At 72.2% G+C, this 18,952-nt stretch carries 16 protein-coding genes; 5 read left to right on the top strand and 11 right to left on the bottom strand.

Going from position 1 to position 18,952, the window contains the following annotated elements; translation table 11 throughout:
* Positions 1 to 50: 50 nt before the first annotated feature.
* Positions 51 to 1,415 (bottom strand): acetyl-CoA C-acetyltransferase, encoded by a 1,365-nt coding sequence (locus IFT73_RS06685; RefSeq protein WP_192166883.1) that lies wholly within the window; start codon positions 1,413 to 1,415, stop codon positions 51 to 53.
* 147 nt (positions 1,416 to 1,562) lie between these two features.
* Between IFT73_RS06685 and IFT73_RS06690 the strand changes: the two genes are divergently transcribed.
* The gene (locus IFT73_RS06690) at positions 1,563 to 2,912 is read left to right on the top strand and encodes a 3-oxoacyl-ACP reductase (protein ID WP_192166884.1); all 1,350 of its coding nucleotides are present in this window, start codon (positions 1,563 to 1,565) and stop codon (positions 2,910 to 2,912) included.
* A 1-nt stretch (position 2,913) separates the two neighbouring features.
* Positions 2,914 to 3,795: a MaoC/PaaZ C-terminal domain-containing protein gene (locus IFT73_RS19525; RefSeq protein WP_197983518.1), complete on the top strand. Its 882-nt coding sequence runs from the start codon at positions 2,914 to 2,916 to the stop codon at positions 3,793 to 3,795.
* Positions 3,796 to 3,837: 42 nt separating this feature from the next.
* Here the strand turns inward: IFT73_RS19525 and IFT73_RS06700 are convergent, their stop codons facing one another.
* The 5 genes from IFT73_RS06700 to IFT73_RS06720 all read right to left on the bottom strand — a co-directional run bounded on the left by IFT73_RS06700 (position 3,838) and on the right by IFT73_RS06720 (position 9,174).
* The gene (locus IFT73_RS06700; protein ID WP_056609045.1) at positions 3,838 to 4,707 is read right to left on the bottom strand and encodes an acyl-CoA thioesterase II; all 870 of its coding nucleotides are present in this window, start codon (positions 4,705 to 4,707) and stop codon (positions 3,838 to 3,840) included.
* A 65-nt stretch (positions 4,708 to 4,772) separates the two neighbouring features.
* Complete coding sequence (locus IFT73_RS06705; protein WP_192166885.1) at positions 4,773 to 5,675, bottom strand: PAC2 family protein; 903 nt, start codon at positions 5,673 to 5,675, stop codon at positions 4,773 to 4,775.
* A 16-nt stretch (positions 5,676 to 5,691) separates the two neighbouring features.
* Positions 5,692 to 7,572 carry a 1-deoxy-D-xylulose-5-phosphate synthase gene (gene dxs, locus IFT73_RS06710; protein WP_056609051.1) on the bottom strand — a complete coding sequence of 627 codons (1,881 nt, stop codon included), beginning with the start codon at positions 7,570 to 7,572 and terminating at the stop codon, positions 5,692 to 5,694.
* Between the two features lie 51 nt (positions 7,573 to 7,623).
* The gene (locus tag IFT73_RS06715) at positions 7,624 to 8,646 is read right to left on the bottom strand and encodes an SMP-30/gluconolactonase/LRE family protein (protein WP_192166886.1); all 1,023 of its coding nucleotides are present in this window, start codon (positions 8,644 to 8,646) and stop codon (positions 7,624 to 7,626) included.
* 9 nt (positions 8,647 to 8,655) lie between these two features.
* A complete protein-coding gene (locus IFT73_RS06720) occupies positions 8,656 to 9,174 on the bottom strand; it encodes a flavin reductase family protein (RefSeq protein WP_056609054.1) in 519 nt (172 codons plus the stop codon).
* 110 nt (positions 9,175 to 9,284) lie between these two features.
* Here IFT73_RS06720 and xylB point away from each other — a divergent pair, with 110 nt between their 5' ends.
* The 3 genes from xylB to IFT73_RS06735 are packed head-to-tail and all read left to right on the top strand — an operon-like array spanning position 9,285 to position 13,089.
* Positions 9,285 to 10,670: a xylulokinase gene (gene xylB / locus IFT73_RS06725; protein WP_192166887.1), complete on the top strand. Its 1,386-nt coding sequence runs from the start codon at positions 9,285 to 9,287 to the stop codon at positions 10,668 to 10,670.
* A gap of 47 nt (positions 10,671 to 10,717) precedes the next feature.
* The gene (gene xylA, locus IFT73_RS06730; RefSeq protein WP_056609060.1) at positions 10,718 to 11,878 is read left to right on the top strand and encodes a xylose isomerase; all 1,161 of its coding nucleotides are present in this window, start codon (positions 10,718 to 10,720) and stop codon (positions 11,876 to 11,878) included.
* A gap of 2 nt (positions 11,879 to 11,880) precedes the next feature.
* The gene (locus IFT73_RS06735; protein WP_056609062.1) at positions 11,881 to 13,089 is read left to right on the top strand and encodes an ROK family transcriptional regulator; all 1,209 of its coding nucleotides are present in this window, start codon (positions 11,881 to 11,883) and stop codon (positions 13,087 to 13,089) included.
* 25 nt (positions 13,090 to 13,114) lie between these two features.
* On the opposite strand, the gene IFT73_RS06740 is transcribed toward IFT73_RS06735, so the two are convergent.
* Genes IFT73_RS06740 through IFT73_RS06760 form a run of 5 tightly spaced genes read right to left on the bottom strand, consistent with a single transcriptional unit; the run spans position 13,115 to position 18,864 of the window.
* Positions 13,115 to 13,936 (bottom strand): hydrolase, encoded by an 822-nt coding sequence (locus IFT73_RS06740; RefSeq protein WP_192166888.1) that lies wholly within the window; start codon positions 13,934 to 13,936, stop codon positions 13,115 to 13,117.
* A complete protein-coding gene (locus IFT73_RS19250; RefSeq protein WP_192166889.1) occupies positions 13,933 to 15,555 on the bottom strand; it encodes a PP2C family protein-serine/threonine phosphatase in 1,623 nt (540 codons plus the stop codon). The genes IFT73_RS06740 and IFT73_RS19250 overlap by 4 nt, the downstream gene beginning before the upstream one ends.
* Positions 15,556 to 15,576: 21 nt before the next feature.
* A complete protein-coding gene (locus IFT73_RS06750) occupies positions 15,577 to 16,800 on the bottom strand; it encodes an ROK family transcriptional regulator (protein WP_056609068.1) in 1,224 nt (407 codons plus the stop codon).
* A 2-nt stretch (positions 16,801 to 16,802) separates the two neighbouring features.
* On the bottom strand, positions 16,803 to 18,065 hold the full coding sequence (locus tag IFT73_RS06755; RefSeq protein WP_192166890.1) for a sugar ABC transporter permease: 1,263 nt from the start codon (positions 18,063 to 18,065) through the stop codon (positions 16,803 to 16,805).
* A gap of 19 nt (positions 18,066 to 18,084) precedes the next feature.
* The gene (locus IFT73_RS06760; RefSeq protein WP_056609071.1) at positions 18,085 to 18,864 is read right to left on the bottom strand and encodes an ATP-binding cassette domain-containing protein; all 780 of its coding nucleotides are present in this window, start codon (positions 18,862 to 18,864) and stop codon (positions 18,085 to 18,087) included.
* Between the last annotated feature and the right edge of the window lie 88 nt (positions 18,865 to 18,952).

Genomic DNA, 18,952 nt, shown 5'->3' on the forward strand with positions numbered 1-18,952 from the left:
GGGCCCGACGTCCCTGAGAAGACGTCGGGCCCGGCGGGCGGGGTGGCGGGTCAGGCCTCCAGGATCGCGACGACGCCCTGGCCGCCCGCGGCGCAGATCGAGATCAGGCCACGGCCCGAGCCCTTCTCGTGCAGCAGCTTGGCCAGGTTCGCGACGATGCGTCCGCCGGTCGCGGCGAACGGGTGCGCCGCGGCCAACGACGAGCCCTTGACGTTGAGCCTGCTGCGGTCAATCGAGCCCAGCGGCACGTCGAGGCCGAGCTTGTCCTTGCAGAACGTCGGGTCCTCCCACGCCGCGAGGGTCGTCAGCACCTGACCGGCGAACGCCTCGTGGATCTCGTAGAAGTCGAAGTCCTGCAGCGTCAGGCCCTGACGTGCGAGCATGCGCGGCACGGCGTAGACCGGGGCCATCAGCAGGCCCTCGGCACCCGACACGTAGTCGACCGCGGCGGTCTCGTAGTCGACGAAGTACGCCTCGGGGGTCCACCCGCGCTTCTCGGCCTCCTCCTCGGACGCCAGCAGGACGACCGACGCGCCGTCGGACAGCGGCGTGGAGTTGGCGGCCGTCATGGTGGCCTCGTCGCCGAACGACGTGCCGAACACGGGCTTGAGCTTCGCGAGCTTCTCGACGCTCGAGTCGGGACGCAGGTTGTTGTCCTTCGTGACGCCCTGGAACGGCGTGACGAGGTCGTCCTGCCAGCCCTCGTCGTACGACGTCGCGAGGTTCTGGTGCGATGTCACCGCGAGCTCGTCCTGCGCCTCGCGGGTGATGCCCCACTCCTTGGTCGTGATGGCCTGGCTGTCGCCCATCGACAGGCCGGTGCGGGGCTCGGCGTTGCGCGGCTGGTCGGGCGCCAGGAACGCCGGACGGATCTTGGCGAGCGCCTTGACGCGGCCCTTGTTGTCCTTGGCGCGGTTGGCCTCGAGCAGGATCTTGCGCAGCTTGTCGCCGATCGCCAGCGGGGCGTCGGACGTCGTGTCGGACCCGCCCGCGATGCCGGCGTCGATCTTGCCCAGGGCGATCTTGTTGGCGACCAGGATCGCGGCCTGGATGCCGGTGTCGCAGGCCTGCTGGACGTCGAAGGCCGGGGTGTCGGGCGAGAGCTTCGAGCCCAGCACGGTCTCGCGGGCGAGGTTGAAGTCGCGGCTGTGCTTGAGGACGGCGCCGGCCGCGAACTCGCCGACCCGCTCGCCCTCGAGGCCGAAGCGGTCGACGAGCCCGTCGAGCGCCGCGGTCAGCATCTCCTGGTTCGAGACGTGGGTGTAGACGGTGTTGGAGCGCGCGAACGGGATGCGGTTCCCGCCGATGACGGCGACGCGCCGCACCTGCTGCGGGGTCGCGGAACCGGCGGAAGCCTTCTGCTGCGCGGGGGCCTTCTTGGCCGGGGACTTCTTCGCGGGGGACGTGTCCGCCATGGCGGTCTCCTCGATCGTCGTGAACAGTGGTGGTGAACGTGATGCGCGCCGCAGCCACAGGTGTGGACTGACGTCGAAGCATGACGTTACAGTTTCAGCATCATTCCAGATACCGATGGTATCCGAGAGATAGGACACACCCGACTCATGACTGATCGCTACCAGTCGCTCGCGCACAACCCGATCGGCAAGTTCATCGTCACGAATCTGGGTCTGCCCAACCCGCCCGTGCTGGAGCGGTGGACCGAGGGGTCGCCCCTCGTGAAGGGCACCGTCCTGATCGGCGCCGCGCCGAGGAGCACGATCGGCACGACCCTCAACGCGACGCTCAAGTCGAGCGGCATCGAGGCGGTCGGCGTCCGCGCCGACGGCAAGAAGTACGAGGCCCTGGTCTTCGACGCCACCGGCATCGCCGACACCGCCGGCCTGGCCGACATGCAGCAGTTCTTCACGCCCGCGCTGCGCAGCCTCGCCAGCTCCGGGCGTCTCGTCGTGATCGGCGCCCTGCCCGCCCAGGCGAGCACCGAGACCGCCGCGATCGCCCAGCGCGCCCTCGAGGGCTTCGTCCGCTCGGCGGGCAAGGAGATCGGCGGCAACGGCAGCACGGCGAACCTGGTGTACGTCGGCGAGGGCAGCGAGAAGGCGCTCGGCTCGACGCTCGAGTTCCTGCTCTCCCCCAAGTCGGCGTTCGTGTCGGGCCAGGTCATCCGTCTCGGCCTGACCGAGCTGGTCTCCCCCGACACCGTCGCCGACCCGGCCAAGCCGCTCGCCGGCAAGGTCGCGCTCGTCACGGGTGCCTCCCGCGGCCTCGGTGCGGCGATGGCCCGCACCCTGCACCGCGACGGCGCCGCGATCGTCGGCCTCGACGTCCCCGGCCTCAAGGACGAGCTCGACGCCGTCATGGCCGAGCTCAACGGCACGTCGATCGCCGAGGACATCACGGCACCCGAGGCCCCCCGGGTCATCGCCGACGCGCTCGAGGACGCCCACGGCGGCGTCGACATCGTGGTGCACAACGCCGGCATCACCCGCGACAAGCGCCTCAAGAACATGAAGACCGAGAACTGGAACCTCGTGATCGACATCAGCGTCGGCGCCCCGCAGCGCATCACCGCCGAGCTCCTGCAGCGCTCGCTGCTGCGTCGCGGCGGACGCGTCATCGGCATCTCGTCGATCGCCGGCATCGCGGGCAACAACGGCCAGACGAGCTACGGCACCGCCAAGGCCGGCGTGATCGGCTTCGTCGACGACCTGTCGAAGCGGGTCGCCGAGGCCGGCATCACGGTCAACGCGATCGCACCGGGCTTCATCGAGACCGACATGGTCAAGACCATGCCGCTCGGCATCCGCGAGGCCGGCCGCCGGCTCAGCTCGCTGTCGCAGGGCGGCCAGCCGATCGACGTCGCCGAGGCGATCGCGTGGTACGCGCACCCCGGTTCGTCGGCGATCTCGGGCAACGTCGTGCGCGTGTGCGGCCAGGCCCTGATCGGCGCCTGACGTGACGACCCGCGTGTTCACGTCGGCGCCCCCGACGCTGCCCCTGATGCTCAAGGCGGCGCTGCCCGCCGTCCCCGTCATCGGCGGGCTGCCGGGCGTCAGGCACGCCAAGGGCTCGGTGCCCGACGTCGTCCTCGAACGGCACGGCGTCGTGACCGACCCGCGACACCTCGACGCGTACAACGAGGTCTGCGGGTTCCCTCGCAGCGACACCCTGCCGGCCACCTACCCGCACATGGCCGCGTTCGCGCTGCACATGACGCTGATGACCGACACGTCGTTCCCGTTCGCCCCGATGGGCCTGGTGCACCTGCGCAACACCATCACGCAATACCGGCCGATCCGCGTCGACGAGGCCTTCGACGTGTCGGTGCGCGCAGACGACCTGCGTCCGCACCCCAAGGGCTCGCTGATCGACATCGTCACGACCGTCACGATCGCCGGCGACGTCGTGTGGGACGAGACGATGACGCTGTTCTCGCGGCACAAGGGCGGCGCGCCCGAGCAGTCCCCCGCCGCCCTGACCGGCGTCGAGGTGCCCGACGGCGTCGTGCACTGGAAGCTCGCCGGCGACCTCGGCCGTCGCTACGCCGCGATCTCGGGCGACCGCAACCCCATCCACCTGTACCCGCTGACCGCCAAGGCGTTCGGCTTCCCGAGCAACATCGCCCACGGCATGTGGACGCTCGCGCGCAGCCTCTCGGCGGTGCAGAACAAGCTGCCCGACGCGTTCACGAACGTCGCCGAGTTCCGCAAGCCGATCCTGCTGCCGACGACCGTCGTGTTCGGGTCGTCGTCCGACGACGACGTGCTGACGTTCGGCGTGAAGGGCTCCCGCAAGCCCGTCCCGCACCTCGTCGGACGCGTCACCCCGCTGCCGTAGGCCCCGGCGCCCCCAGACGTCCGGGGGCGCCGAGGTCGTGCCTCAGCGCTTGGTCAGGGGGCGGATGAGGCCCTCCTGGGCCACCGTCGCGACGAGCGTGCCGTCCTGGCTGAACACATGGGCCGTGCTGAGCCCGCGCGCACCCGACGCCGACGGCGACGTCTGGTCGTAGAGCAGCCACTCGTCGGCGCGGACGGGGCGGTGGAACCAGATCGTGTGGTCGAGCGAGGCCGGCTGCACGCGGTCCGAGCCGATGAACTGCCCGTGCGGGACGAGGCTCGCCCCCAGCAGGCTCAGGTCGCTGATGTACGTGAACGCCGCGTTGTGGATGATGCGCGAGTCCGGCAGCGTGCCGTTGGCGCGGAACCACAGCCGCTGCACCGCCGGGGTCAGCGCGCGCTGGGGATCGTCCTGGTCGCGGTTGTCGCCGATGTAGCGCATGTCGAACGACGCCCACTCGCGCTCCCAGTGCTCGACGGCCTCGGGACCGCGCATCTGGACGATGTCGAGCATCGGCGTGGCCTCGTCGGGCGTCGGGACCCGGGGCATGCGGTCCTGGTGGTCCCAGCCGCCCTCCTCGACCTGGAACGACGCGGTCATGTAGAAGATGATCTCGCCGTGCTGGCGGGCCGCGACCCGCCGCGTCGTGAACGAGCGGCCGTCGCGGACGTCCTCGACGTCGTAGACGATCGGGATGCTCGGGTCACCGCCCAGGATGAAGTAGAGGTGCAGGGAGTGCACGAAGCGGTCGTCGGGCACCGTCAGCTGGGCGGCCATCAGGGCCTGCGCCGCGACCTGTCCGCCGAAGACCCGCTTGAGGGACGACGCGGCGGGCTGTGAGCCGCGGTACAGGCCCTCCTCGAGGCGTTCGAGATCGAGCAGACCGATGACTTCGTCGACTGAGGCAGGCACGCAAGCACCCTACCGAACCACCGACCGGGCGAGTGCGGCGAGCGAGGCCCGGCGGGGCCCGTGCGTCAGTTCTGCTCGTCCTTGCGCTGGCGCGCCAGGAACTGCTCGAACTGGTCGGCCAGCTCGTCGCCACTCGGCAGGTCCTCGTCGCTGGCCAGCAGCGACTGCGCGGCACCACGGGTGAACGCGTCGTACTGCTCCTCGAGGCCGCTCAGCAGGCTCGCCCCGCCCTGCTCCTCGATCTGGTCCTCGATCTCCTTGAGGGCGTCGCCCTGGCGGGCGCGCAGGCGCTCGGCGTCGATGACCAGGCCCGTGCGGTCGACGAGGGCGTCGATCAGCGCGAGCGCCGCGGGCGGGTAGTCGATCTGCGCGAGGTAGTGCGGCACGTGAACGACGTAGCCGGCCGCGTCGAGGCCCCACTGGCCGAGACGGTACTCGAGCAGCGACTGCGCCGACGACGGCACGGTGACCTGCGCCGACCACATGTTCTGCCGGTCGACGAGCTCGGGACGTGTGCCATGGGCCGTGATCATCGCGGGGCGCGTGTGCGGGACGCCCATCGGGACGGCACCGAGGCCCAGCGTCAGGGGCACGTCGTGCTCCTCGATGACGTCGTGCACCTCGCTCACGAACCGCTCCCAGAGGAAGTCGGGCTCGGGTCCGGCCATCACCAGGTAGGGCTCGCCGTTGCCGTCGTGCTCGAGCACGACCTGCAGCGTCGGGTCGTCGTAGTCGGCGTAGTGGTTCTCGCGGAACGCGATCGTGGGGCGGCGTGCGCGGTAGTCGAACATCTCGTCGAGGTCGAACTCGTGCACGACCTCGCCGTTGCCGGTCAGCAGCTGCTGGGCCGCGAGCCGGGACGCCGATCCGGCCCCGAGGAAGCCGTCGAGGGCGTGGATCAGGATCGGCCCGGACCCGTCACCGGGTGTGGGCTCGTCGCGCAGACGTCGTGGTCGCCAGTTCTTCATCGCCATCGTCAACCACTCACCCGTCCGCGCTATTCCGCGCCAGCACCGCGAGGGTGTCGTCGGCCACCGACCGGGCCGTCAGGCCCAGGCGTCCGAGGATGACGTCGCGCTTGGCGTGGTCGAGGAACTCCTGCTCGACGCCGTGCACCTGCACGGGCGTGTCGACGCCCGCGTCGCGGACGGCCTGCGCGATCGCCGAGCCGACGCCGCCGTGCCGGCCGTTGTCCTCGATCGTGACGACGAGGCGGTGGTCGGCGGCCATCGCGACGAGGGCCGGGTCGACGGGCTTGACCCAGCGCGGATCGACGACCGTGACGCCGAGACCCTGCGCGCGCAGCAGCTCGGCGGTCTCGACGCCGAGGTGGCCGAACGCGCCGACCGCCACGACGAGGACGTCGGACGTCTCGTCGCGCGACAGCACGTCGGTGGCGCCCACGCGCTCGACGGCGTCGAGGTCGTCGCAGACCGCGCCCTTGGCGAACCGGACGACCGTGGGCGCGTCGTCGACGTCGACGGCCTCGCGCAGCAGCTCGCGCAGGCGCGCACCGTCGCGGGGCGCCGCGATGCGGATGCCGGGGACGATCTGCAGCAGCGACATGTCCCACATGCCGTTGTGGCTGGCGCCGTCGTCGCCCGTGACCCCGGCGCGGTCGAGCACGAACGTGACGCCGCAGCCGTGCAGGGCGACGTCGAGCAGCACCTGGTCGAAGGCACGGTTGATGAAGGTCGCGTAGACCGCGACGACGGGGTGCAGCCCGCCCATCGCGAGGCCCGCGGCGCTCGTGACGGCGTGCTGCTCGGCGATGCCGACGTCGAACACGCGGTCGGGGAACTTGTCGGCGAACGCGTCGAGCCCCACCGGGTAGAGCATCGCGGCGGTGATGCCGACGACGTCGGGACGCTCGTCGGCGATGCGGACGATCTCGTCGCGGAACACCGACGTCCAGCCCGCCGGCGCGATGCTCAGCGCGTCACCGGTCGCTCGGTCGAACGGGTTGGCCTGGTGCATCTGGTCGTTCTCGTTGGCGACGGCGATGTCGTAGCCGTGGCCCTTGGTCGTCAGCACGTGCACCAGCACGGGCCCGCCGAAGGTCTTGGCCCGCTCGAGCGCGTGCTCGACGGACTCGCGGTCGTGGCCGTCGACGGGGCCGATGTACTTGAGGCCGAGGTCCTCGAACATGCCCTGCGGGGCCAGGGCGTCCTTGACGCCCTTCTTGATCGCGTGCAGCGCCTCGTAGGCGCGTGCGCCGCCGAAGGGGGTGCGGGTCAGGCGGTCCTTGATCGCGCTGAGCGTCGGCTCGTAGCGCGGGTTCGTGCGGATCTCGGTGAGCCGGTTCGCCAGGCCGCCGACCGTCGGGGTGTACGAGCGGCCGTTGTCGTTGACGATCGCGATGAGCCGGCGGTCGCTGTCGGCGGCGATGTTGTTGAGCGCCTCCCAGGCCATGCCACCGGTGAGCGCGCCGTCGCCGATGACGGCCACGACGTAGTCGTCCTTGCCGAGCAGCAGATTGGCCTTGGCCATGCCGTCGGCGTACGACAGGCTCGTCGAGGCGTGCGAGTTCTCGACCCAGTCGTGCTCGGACTCCGACCGACTGGGGTAGCCCGACAGCCCGCCCTCGCGGCGCAGCGTCTCGAACTCGCCCGCGCGCCCCGTCAGCATCTTGTGGACGTACGACTGGTGGCCGGTGTCCCACACGATGCGGTCGGACGGCGACTCGAAGACGCGGTGGATCGCGATGCCGAGCTCGACGACGCCCAGGTTGGGGCCCAGGTGCCCGCCGTTGGAGGCCACCGAGACGATCAGCAGCTCGCGGATCTCGGCGGCCAGCTCGGTCAGCTCGGCGTCGTCCAGATCGCGGAGGTCGGAGGGTCCCGACAGGTTGGCGAGAATGCTCACGTCTGGCTCCTCCTCGTCTGCGGCTCACCCGGATCGGGCATAGGGGTCAGTCTATCGAGGTCGTCCGAGCGCGCCGTCCGATGGGCCGGGTCGGGGGACGTCGAAGACGGCGATCGTGGGCGACTCGAGGCTGCCGAGCCACACGGCGTCGCCGGACTGCCGCACCCCCGTGGGCATCCCGAAGCCGGGGTGCTCGCCGGCCACGTCGTGCACCAGCGCGCCGTCGGGCGAGAACGCCATGGCCCGGATCAGGCGCTTCGGCTGGGGTTGGAGGCGTGGGGGCAGCGACCACACGAGCCGTCGCAGCAGCGGCAGGCGCGGCAGGAGGACGTCGAGCGCCGCGTCGCGCGGCGACGCCACCGCGACCCACACGTTGCCGTCGGTGCCGGTCGAGATGTTGTCGGGGAACCCCGGCAGCACCGTGCCGAACGGCTCCGTGACCCCGGCGCGGTCGCCCGTCAGCCAGGTGCGCCGGAGCGCGTACGCACCGGTCTCGGCGACGACGACGAACGACTCGTCGGCCGCGAGGGCGACGCCGTTGCCGAAGGCGAGGTCGTCGAGCAGCAGCGAGAGCGTGCCGTCGGGATCGCGGCGGAACAGCCGCCCCGTCGGACGGTGCTCGATCAGGTCGCCGCGCCAGTGGTCGATGCCGAACTTGGTCGAGCTGTCGGTGAAGAAGATCGTGCCGTCGCGACCCACCGCGGCGTTGTTGCAGAACCGGAACGGCACGCCCTCGAACGCGTCGGCGAGCACCGTGACGACCCCCTCGTCGACGTGCAGCAGCCCGCGGTGGGCGTCGCAGACCACGAGCCCGCCGTCGGGGTGCACCTCGATGCCGAGCGGCCGCCCGCCGGTCCGGGCGACGACGGTCTCGTCGCCGGTCAGCGGGTCGATCGCGAGCAGGCGCCCGTCGACGACGCCGGTGACGACCGTGCCGTCCGCCAGCACCGCGACGTCCTCGGTGCCGTGGCCGGACGTCTCGACGACGCGCAGGCCGGGCGGTGCCACGGGGTGTCCGGCCCGCGCGGGGGCGGGCGGGGTCCAGCGGGCGGGGTCGACGGACGGCTTGGTCATGCTGCGACCCTAGGTCGCCGGACCGACCTCGCGATAGCGTCCGCGCACGTGCATCATGGCGTCGGCGTCGCCGATCTCGACGTGCTCGACGACCGCCTCGACCAGCAGCCCCCAGCCGACGGGCCGGGGCTCGGTGTCGGCCAGCCGCACGCCCATCCAGCCGGCCGACCCGTCGAGGACGGGGCCCCACCGGCTGTCGGTCCACGTGCCCGACGTGAACGGACCGCCGGGTGCCGGGGCGGTGCCGGCGAAGACGTCGGCGAGGAAGCGGTGCTCGACGCCCAGCACGTTGACGACCCACGTCGCCGGGTCGGCGTCCCAGAAGTCGGAGTCGGCGTCGACGAGACCCAGCACCCGGGCGGGCTCTCCCCCGGCGACCAGCAGCGACGAGATCGTCAGGCCCGCCCGCCCGCGTCCCTCGCCCGTCGCCCACACCGTGACCGGCGACGGCATGCGCCCCCGCAGGCGGCGCAGCGGGTCGCGATCGCCCTCGGGCGGCACGAACGGGTGGTCGGAGTGGATCGTCACGCCCTCAGCCTACGGACGCGCGGCCGCTCGGTGCCCCAGCACGTCGTGCCAACCGGCACGACGTCGTGTCGGGTGTTGACTTAGTTCAAGAGTCGTATTAAACATGACGCATGGCAGACGACCTGGTGCTCGGCATCGACTCCTCGACCCAGTCCACCAAGGCCGTCCTGGTGGACGCCTCGAGCGGACGGGTCGTCGAGCAGGCCTCGGCACCCCACCCGCCCGGCACCTCGGTCGACCCGCGTGCCTGGCTCGACGCCTTCGACACCGCGACCGCCGGCCTGCTCGACCGGGCGTCCGCGCTCGCCGTCGGCGGCCAGCAGCACGGCATGGTCGCGCTCGACGCCTCCGGCACGCCGGTGCACGACGCGATCCTCTGGAACGACACCCGCTCCGCGGCACAGGCCCGGACGCTGATCGACGAGCTGGGCGGGCCCGACGCGTGCGCCGAGGCGGTCGGCAGCGTGCTGGTCGCGTCGTTCACGTCGACCAAGCTGCGCTGGCTGCGCGACCACCAGCCCGACGCCGCCGGACGCACGGCCGAGGTGCTGCTCCCCCACGACTACGTGTCGCGCCACGTCACGGGCGGCGAGGCGTTCACCGACCGCGGCGACGCGTCGGGCACGGGCTACTTCTCGACCGCGGACGACGCGTGGCGTCCCGACCTCGCCGAGGCGGCGATCGGCCACGCCGTCGCCCTCCCCCGCATCGTCGGCCCGGCCGAGACCGCCGCCGTCACGGCCTCGGGCCTGGTGCTCGGCGCGGGAACCGGCGACAACATGGCCGCCGCGCTGGCGCTCGACCTCGGCCCCGGCGACGTCGTCGTCTCGATCGGCACCTCGGGCGTCGCCTCGACGATCAGCACCACGAGGGTCTCCGACGGCACCGGCGCCGTGACCGGGTTCGCGGACGCGACCGGCAACTTCCTGCCCATGGGCACCACGATGAACGCCGCGCGCATCCTCGACCTGCAGTGCGCGCTGCTCGGCGTCGACCACCACGAGCTCGGACGCCTCGCGCTCGCCGCGCCCTCGGGCGCCCACGGGCTGACGATCTCGCCGTACTACGCGGGCGAGCGCACCCCCAACCGTCCCGACGCCACCGGCACGTGGTCGGGCCTGACGGCCGCGACCACCCGCGAGGACGTCGCGCGAGCGGCCTTCGAGGCGCTCCTGTGCTCGCTCGCCGACGCGGTCGACCTCGTGACGTCGATGACGGGCGAGCCGGTCCGCCGCATCCTGATGGTCGGCGGCGCCGCGGCCAACCCCGCGGTGCACGCGCTCGCCCCGGCCGTCCTCGGGGCCCCCGTCACCGTCCCGGCCCCCGGCGAGTACGTCGCGCTCGGCGCCGCCCGCCAGGCCGCCTGGGCGCTGTCCGGATCGTCCACCCTCCCGGACTGGACGCCTCCGGCCTCGGAGACGTACGAGGCCGAGGCGACGCCCGCCGTGCGCGAGGCCTACGCGCAGCTGCGCGACCGCACCGCCGCGTGGCACTGAGCACCCCCCACCCCCGACATCCAGCACCCACAACAGATTGGCAGAGCATGACCATCCCCACCCCCGCCCCGTCCGACAAGTTCTCCTTCGGTCTGTGGACCGTCGCCTACGGCGGACGTGACCCGTTCGGCGACGCGACCCGCGCCCCGATGGACCCCGTCTACGCGCTCGAGAACCTCGCCCGCATCGGCGCCTACGGCGTCAACTTCCACGACGACGACCTGATCCCGTTCGGCTCGGACGACGCGACCCGCGACGGCATCATCCAGCGCTGGAAGAAGGGTCTCGACGACACCGGCCTGGTCGTCACGACCGCCACGACGAACCTGTTCACGCACCCCGTCTTCAAGGACGGCGGCTTCACGTCGAACGACCGCGACGTCCGCCGCTTCGCGATCCGCAAGGTCATGCGCAACATCGACCTGGCCGCCGAGCTCGGCGCCAAGGTCTACGTGTGCTGGGGCGGCCGCGAGGGCGCCGAGTCGGGTGCGGCCAAGGACGTCGCGGCGGCGCTCGACCGCTACCGCGAGGCCTTCAACGTCCTGGGCGAGTTCGTCCACGACAAGGGCTACGACATGAAGTTCGCGATCGAGCCCAAGCCCAACGAGCCCCGCGGCGACATCCTCCTGCCGACGATCGGCCACGCGCTGGCGTTCATCGAGACGCTCGACCGCTCCGAGAACGTGGGCGTCAACCCCGAGATCGGGCACGAGGAGATGGCCGGGCTCAACGCCGCGCACGGCTACGCGCAGGCGCTGTGGCAGGGCAAGCTGTTCCACATCGACCTCAACGGCCAGAGCGGACCCCGCTACGACCAGGACTTCCGCTTCGGTGCGGGCAACGTCCGCGGCGCCTTCTGGGTCGTCGACACGATCCTGGCCGGCGGCTACGACGGCCCCGTGCACTTCGACTTCAAGACGCCCCGCACCGAGGACGACAACGGCGTCTGGGCGTCGGCGGCGGGCTGCATGACGAACTACCTCGTGCTGCGCGACAAGGTGCAGGCGTTCCGCGCCGACCCCGAGGTCCAGGCCGCCCTCGAGGCCGCCAAGCTGCCCGAGCTGTCCGTCCCGACGCTCGGCGAGGGCGAGGGCTGGGCCGAGCTCGAGACGGCCACGATGGCCGACCCCGACGAGCTCGCCGCCCGCGGTGCCGCGTTCGAGCACCTCGACCAGCTCGCCCTCGAGCACCTGTACGGGGTGCGCTGAGCGTGGCCCAGACCGTCCGGCACGCCGGGGCCCCCACGGGCACCGAGCAGGTGCGACGCCAGAACACCGGCCTCGTCCTGCGCTCGCTGCGTGCCGACGGTCCTGCCACGCGCACCGAGCTGGCCCGGCGCACCGGGCTGGCCAAGGCCACGGTCGGGACGATCGTGGCCGAGCTCGAGAACGGTCGGGCGGTCACCGAGGGCGACACCGCGTCGCCCTCGGGGCCGTCCGGCCGCGGACGTCCGGGGCGTCCCGTCACCCTGACCGGCGAGTCCGTCATCGGGCTGGGGCTCGAGGTCAACGTCGACTACGTCGCGGCCGTCGCGATCGACCTGGCCGGTCGGGTCGTGGTCGTCGAGACCCGCCCCGTCACGACGGCCGGGCAGCCGCCCAGCGCCCGCGAGCTCGTCGGGCTCGCGACCGACGTCCGGTCGGCCCTGGTGGCCGAGGGGCGCTCCGTCGTCAGCGCGACCGTCGCGGTGCCCGGCCTCGTGGCCCACGACAGCCGGACCGTCTCGTGGGCACCCAACCTCGGCTGGGACGGTCGCGCACTGGCCGACGAGCTCGAGGAGGCCTTCGGGGGCGACTGCCCCACGACCGTCGACAACGACGCCAACTGCGCGGCCCTGGCCGAGGCGTCGCACGGCGTCGCGACCGACGTCGACGACTCGCTGTACCTGACCGGCACGATCGGCATCGGCGCCGGCATCGTGCGCGGCGGGACGATCGTGCGTGGCGGGTCGGGCTTCGCGGGCGAGGTCGGCCACATGCCGATCGGTGCCCCCGCGGCACCGTGCGGCTGCGGACGCCTGGGGTGCTGGGAGGCGTCGGTCGGCCTGCGCGCGATGCTCGCGGCGGTCGGCATGGACGAGCAGTCGACCCCCCTGCGCACCGCGACCGCCGTCGCGGAGCGGGCCTCATCGGACGAGCGGGTGCGCGCGGCCCTGGAGGTGCTGGGCCTCGACCTCGGGCGCGGCCTCGCGACGCTCGCCGCCGTCCTCGACCCGACCGCGATCGTGCTGGGCGGCTACTTCGTCCCGCTCGGCGAGTTCGTCGTGCCGGCAGCCCGGGCCGTCCTGGCCGAGCGCCTGCCGACCGCCGACCTGCACCTGCCCGACATCCGCCTGAGCTCGCTCGGCATCCACGCCGCGGCCCTCGGCGCGGCCGAGCACGCGCTGAGCGACGTGTTCTCCGGCTCCCTGACGCTGTGACCCGCCCGACGCCTCGACGGGCGTCTCACGTCAGGTGGTCGTTCGCCCCGCTGACCCACTCGACGTAGCGCTGCGCGGACCGCTGGACGATGGCGTCGGCACCCGGACCGATGCCGGCCCCGACGTTGTTGTAGAGGTGGTCGTACTCCCACCGACCGACGTGCGCGGCGATGCGGCGCACGACCGCGGCCGACAGCGGGATGCGGTTGGGGTAGCTGCGCAGGAACGTCACTCCCCCGTCGGCGACCGGGAAGATCGCGTCGCCGGCCAGCAGCAGGCCGCGTCCCGTCTCGGGCGGGTCGACCCAGAGCGCGACGGTGCTGCCCGGGAAGTGACCGCCGACCTGGTCGAGCAGCAGGCCGGGGAGCACCTCGAACGCGTCGGTCCACGTGCACATCGCCGGGACCCGGTGACCGACCCACCGGTCGTCGGCGTCCGCGACCCAGATCGGTGCGTCGTCGAAGGCCGCCGACCACGCCGACTGCGCCCCGTACATGTGCGGGTGGCTGGCGACGATCGCGGCGACACCGCCGAGCTCGCGGACCCGGTCGACCGATGCCGCGTCGATCAGGCCCGGCGGGTCGAACAGCAGGTTGCCCGCAGCGGTGCGGACCAGCGACGCCCGCTGGCCGATGCCCACGTCGTCGGCGCCGACCGACCAGAATCGGTCCGACACCCGGGTGACGTCGACCGACCGACCCTGCGACCGCAGCCGCTCGAGGGTCGTCCACCTCTGGCCCGCGGCGGGGACGTACTGGCGCTCGTCGTCGCAGATCGGGCAGGGCCCGGGCGCGTCGGCGGAGGGTCCGCGCTCGACGGCGCAGGCCTCGCAGAGCCACACCGTCATCGCGGCACCGGTCCGGTGCGCAGCACCAGCAGCGCCACGTCGTCGTCGACCGTGCCGGGCATCTGCGCGAGCAACAGCTCGCAGACCTGCTCGAGGTCGAGGTGCTGCGTGTCGGCGAGCACCTGCTCGAGCCACGCGAACCCGTCGTCGAGGTCGTGGTCGCGCCGCTCGATCAGGCCGTCGGTGTAGAGCACCACCGTGCTGCCGACGGGAGCCACGACGTGGTGGTCGACCCGCTCGGCGGCCAGCAGGCCCAGCAGGACGTCGGCCTTGCGGTGCAGCACCGTCGCGACGCCGTCGGGCGAGACCAGCACGGGCGGCGGATGACCCGCGTTCGACCAGCCGAAGGTCATCGCACCGTCGTCGGCGGCATCAGCGAGGTGGGCGACGACCGCCGTCGCGAGCACGTCGAGCTGCAGGCCCGTCACCGCGCCCTCGAGCGACGACAGCACCTCGGCGGGCGTCTGCCGCGCCGTCATCGAGACGCCGCGGGTCAGGTTGCGCAGCTGCGCCATCATCGCCGCCGCGTCGCGGTCGTGACCTGTCACGTCGCCGATGACGACGGCGAGGTCGCCGTGCGGCAGCGCGAAGGCGTCGTACCAGTCGCCGCCGACCTGCGCCTCGGTCGAGGCCGGCACGTAGCGCACGGCCACCTGGACGTCGTCGCGCTGCACGGGGCGCGACAGCAGGCTGCGCTGCAGCGTCTCGGACAGCTGGGCCTCGAGCTCGCGGTGCGCCCGCTCGGCCTGCTCGGTCCGGGCGCGTCCCAACGCCCTGCCGACGATCGAGGCGGCCAGGCGGATCGTGTCGCGCAGGTCGCGGTCGACCCTGACCCGCGGCGCCAGTCGCAGCACCAGGACGAACGGCTCGACGCCCGCCCGGGTGGCGCCCGCCACCGCCCACGCGATCCGGGCACCGTCGTCGAGGGTCTGGACGACGACGTGCTCGCCGTCGAGCGGCTCGTCCGGGGCGTCGGGCAGGCCGGTCGTGCGACCGTGCTCGTCGACGGTGGCCTCGCGGATGTCGACGACCTCGAGCTCGTCGGACCCGCCGCGCAGCACCTGCAGCGCGCGGGCACGGACGTCGTCGGCGTCCGCGACGTCGGCGAGCTCCTCGGACAGCCGCGCGAGCAGCTCGACGCGTCGCTGCCCCTGCACCTGGCGGATCGTCTCGGTCACGACGTCGATGACGCCCTCGATCGTGCCGTCGGAGCCGCGGACCGCCGAGTACGAGAACGTGAAGTAGCAGTCCTCGAGGAAGCCGTGGCGCTCGAGCGGCACCAGGGCGTGCTCGACCAGGAGCGCCTCACCCGTCTCGGCGACGCCCTGCATCATGGGCGCGATCTGCGGCCACGCCTCGGCGAACACGACCTCGGCGGGCGCGCCGATCGCGGCCGGGTGCTTGTCGCCGATGAGCTCGACGTAGGCCTCGTTGTAGAGCACGACGAACGACGGTCCCCACAGCAGCGTCATCGGGAACTTGCTGTGCATCATCAGGTCGACGGTGCCGCGCAACGTCGGGCTCCAGGTGTCGACCGCGCCCAGCGGGGTGGACGCCCAGTCCACCTGGTCGAGCCCCGGGCGCAGGCCGCCGGCTGCCGAGAAGAGATCGCGCTGCACGACACGATCCTACTGAACCGCTCAGCTGGCCAGCGCCGCATCGGCGTCGCGGCACGACGCCGCGAGCCGCTCGACCGGATCGGCCAGCAGCGGCTCGAAGGCCAGCTCGGCCGCGCCGTGCAGCACCGAGTCGCCGCTCAGGCCGGGCAGCGTGACGCGTGCGAGCTCGCGCGGCGCCGTCAACGCGTGGACGGCCAGCTGCGCCTCCACGTCCTCGTGCACCAGCGGGAACAACGAGCGCAGGTAGCCGCCCAGCACGATGACCCGCGGGTTCAGCATGTTGACGATGCCCGCGATGCCCCGTCCCAGGTGCGATCCCACGAGCCGCAGCTCGGGCGACGCGTCGTGCACGCCCTCGAGGAACTCCCCCAGCGCGCCGACCCGCTCGGGCGGGCAGCCGATCGCCGCGGCGATCGCGTCGGCGCCGATCTCGGTCTCCCAGCACCCGCGCGCACCGCAGTGGCACAGGCGTCCGTCGGGCTGGAACGGCATGTGGCCGATCTCGCCCGCGTAGCCGCCGGCGCCCTCGAGCTTGTGACCGTTGACGATGACGCCGGCACCGACGCCGACCTCGCCCGACAGGTAGACGAGGTCCTCGACGCCCACGCCGGCCCCTCGCAGGTGCTCGGCCAGCGCGCCGAGGTCGGCGTCGTTGCCCAGCACGGGGACGCCGAGGGCGCCCAGCCGGACGCCGAGGATCTCGGCGAACGGCACGTCGTGCCAGTCGAGGTTGGGCGCGAAGCGCACCAGCCCGTCATCGGCCCGGATGATCCCCGGCACGCCGACGCCGACGCCGACCAGCGCCGCGTCGGGCTCGACGTCCTTGACGACCAAGCGCATCAGGTCGACGACCGAGCCCGCGACGGCGTGCGGGTCGTGCCCCGCGGGCACCGGTCCGGTCGCGCGCGACTGGATGACCCCGCCGAGACCCACGCGGGCGACCGTCAGGCCGTCGACCCGCAGGTCGACCGCCAGGACGTACGCCCCGTTGCGGGCCTTGACGTCGACCGACGGGCGGCCCGCGCCGAGCCGGGCGCCGGAGGGCTTGGCCTGCTCGGCCAGTCCCAACGACTCCAGCTCGGCGACGAGCCCCGCGATGGTGCTGCGGTTGAGGCCCATGCGCGTCGTCAGCTCGGCCCGCGAGAGCCGGCCCGCCCGGTGGATGTGCCCCAGGACGGTGCCCAGGTTGTGCCGACGCACGTCCTCCTGGTTGGTGCCGACTCCCGCGCGCCCCGCGGAGGCCATGGTTACAGGCCTGTCGCGGAACGCCGCCTGCGCGAGATCGCGTCGACGGTGGCCGCGAGCAGCAGCACGCCGCCGGTCACGACGTAGTTGATCCACGAGGCCTGGGCCAGCAGGCCGAGACCGTTGGCGATCGTCGCGATGACCAGGCCACCGACGACGGCGTTGCTGGCCTTGCCCTTGCCACCGAAGAGGCTCGTGCCACCGATGACGGCCGCACCGACCGCGTACAGCAGCGTGTTGCCGCCACCGGACGCCGTCGACACCTTGCCGCCGTACGAGGCCAGGACGATGCCGCTGACGACCGCCATGGTCGTGCACATCATGAACACCGAGATGCGGATGCGGTCGACGTTGATGCCGGCGCGACGGGCCGCCTCGGCGTTGCCGCCGACGGCGTAGACGTGGCGTCCCCAGGTGGTGCGGCCGAGCGCGAACGTCCAGGCGATCAGCAGGACGACGACCAGCGGGATGACGTACGGGATGCCCTCGATCGGGAAGTTCGGGTTGACGCTGCGGTTCTGGTTCAGGATCAGCGTGATGCCCAGCAGCACGACGGCCATCGCGACGATCTGCACGATGACGACGGCCAGCGGCTGGTGCTGCAGGTTCTGCGCGACCTTGCGGCGGTGCTGCAGCAGACGCAGCGCGGCGAACACGACGATGATGACGACCGCCGCGATCCAGCCGGCCAGGACGCTCATGTTGGTGTTCGCGATCCCGCTGATGACCGGCTGGTCGATGCGGACGGACCCGCCCTCGCCGATCAGCTTGAGCAGGACGCCCTGCAGGCCGAGGAAGAACGCCAGGGTCACGACGAACGACGGGATGCCGAGCTTCGCGACGAGCACGCCCGTGACGATGCCGATGACGGCGCCCGTGAGCAGCCCGGCCACGACGGCGACGGCCCATCCCTGGCCGTGGTCGACGATCAGCAGGCCCATGACGGCGGCACCCGTGCTGCCGGCCACACCGGCCGACAGGTCGATGTCGCCGAGCAGCAGCACCGGCACGAGCGCCATCGCGAGGATGATGATCGAGCCGGCCTGCGTGGCCAGGTTGGCCATGTTGAGGTTCGACAGGAAGCGGTCGTTGGCCAGGCCGAAGACGATGAACAGGACCACGAGTCCGGCGATCGACGGCAGGGCGCCCATGTCGCCGCCGCGCACGCGCTGCACGTAGGCCTTGACGGAGTCGCCGAGGGTGTTGGACTGCGTGAGGTCGTTGGCGAAGCCTGCCTGCTCCGCGTCGCTGATGATGTCAGCCATGAGTGGTGTGTCCCCCGGTTCAGACGGTGGTGGACGGGCGCGGGGCCACGTCGAGGTCGGATGATGTGCCGGTCGTGATGAGCTCGACCACCTGGCGCGAGGTGACGTCCTTCGTCGCGACGTCGGCCGCGACGCGGCCGAGGTACAGCGCGGTGATGCGGTCGGCGACCTCGAACACGTCCGTGAGGTTGTGCGAGATCAGCAGCACGCCGACGCCGGAGTCGGCCAGGCGGCGCACGAGGTCGAGCACCTGGCGGGTCTGGGCCACGCCGAGGGCAGCGGTCGGCTCGTCGAGCAGCACGACCTTGGAGTTCCAGAGCACCGACTTGGCGATCGCCACGGTCTGGCGCTGGCCGCCCGACAGGCTCGACACGCTCTGGCGCACCGACTTGACGGTGCGGACCGACAGCGACTTGAGCGCCTCGCGGGCCTTGGCCTCCATCGTCGACTCGTCGAGGACGATGCCGTTCTTGCTCTCGCGACCGAGGAACATGTTCTCGACGATGTCGAGGTTGTCGCACAGGGCGAGGTCCTGGTAGACGATCTCGATGCCGAGGGCCGCGGCGTCCTTCGGTCCGTGGACCGAGACCTTCTCGCCCTCGAAGAGGTAGTCGCCGGTGTCAGCGGGGTAGATGCCTGCGATGGCCTTGACCAGCGTCGACTTGCCGGCGCCGTTGTCGCCGACGAGGGCGGTCACCTGACCGGGGTAGATGGCGAGGTCGACGTCGTGCAGGACGTGGACGACGCCGAAGCTCTTGTTGACTCCGCGCAGCTGCAGGAGTGGGGTCGTGTCGCTCATGGTGAGCCTTCCGAGGTGCTGGTTCCGAGATGTGACGGGGGTGGTGCGAGCAGCAGCGGGTGCGGCCCGCCGGCGTGACCGGCGGACC

The organism is Aeromicrobium sp. CFBP 8757, assembly GCF_014841755.1.
Classification (GTDB): Bacteria; Actinomycetota; Actinomycetes; order Propionibacteriales; family Nocardioidaceae; genus Aeromicrobium.

Excerpts from the sequence above, each read along its gene's own strand:
- IFT73_RS06685 (WP_192166883.1), bottom strand. The coding sequence starts at position 1,415 with ATGGCGGACACGTCCCCCGCGAAGAAGTCCCCGGCCAAGAAGGCCCCC.
- IFT73_RS06690 (WP_192166884.1), top strand. The coding sequence starts at position 1,563 with ATGACTGATCGCTACCAGTCGCTCGCGCACAACCCGATCGGCAAGTTC.
- IFT73_RS06705 (WP_192166885.1), bottom strand. The coding sequence starts at position 5,675 with ATGAAGAACTGGCGACCACGACGTCTGCGCGACGAGCCCACACCCGGT.
- IFT73_RS06715 (WP_192166886.1), bottom strand. The coding sequence starts at position 8,646 with ATGACCAAGCCGTCCGTCGACCCCGCCCGCTGGACCCCGCCCGCCCCC.
- xylB (WP_192166887.1), top strand. The coding sequence starts at position 9,285 with ATGGCAGACGACCTGGTGCTCGGCATCGACTCCTCGACCCAGTCCACC.
- xylA (WP_056609060.1), top strand. The coding sequence starts at position 10,718 with ATGACCATCCCCACCCCCGCCCCGTCCGACAAGTTCTCCTTCGGTCTG.
- IFT73_RS06740 (WP_192166888.1), bottom strand. The coding sequence starts at position 13,936 with ATGACGGTGTGGCTCTGCGAGGCCTGCGCCGTCGAGCGCGGACCCTCC.
- IFT73_RS06750 (WP_056609068.1), bottom strand. The coding sequence starts at position 16,800 with ATGGCCTCCGCGGGGCGCGCGGGAGTCGGCACCAACCAGGAGGACGTG.
- IFT73_RS06755 (WP_192166890.1), bottom strand. The coding sequence starts at position 18,065 with ATGGCTGACATCATCAGCGACGCGGAGCAGGCAGGCTTCGCCAACGAC.
- IFT73_RS06760 (WP_056609071.1), bottom strand. The coding sequence starts at position 18,864 with ATGAGCGACACGACCCCACTCCTGCAGCTGCGCGGAGTCAACAAGAGC.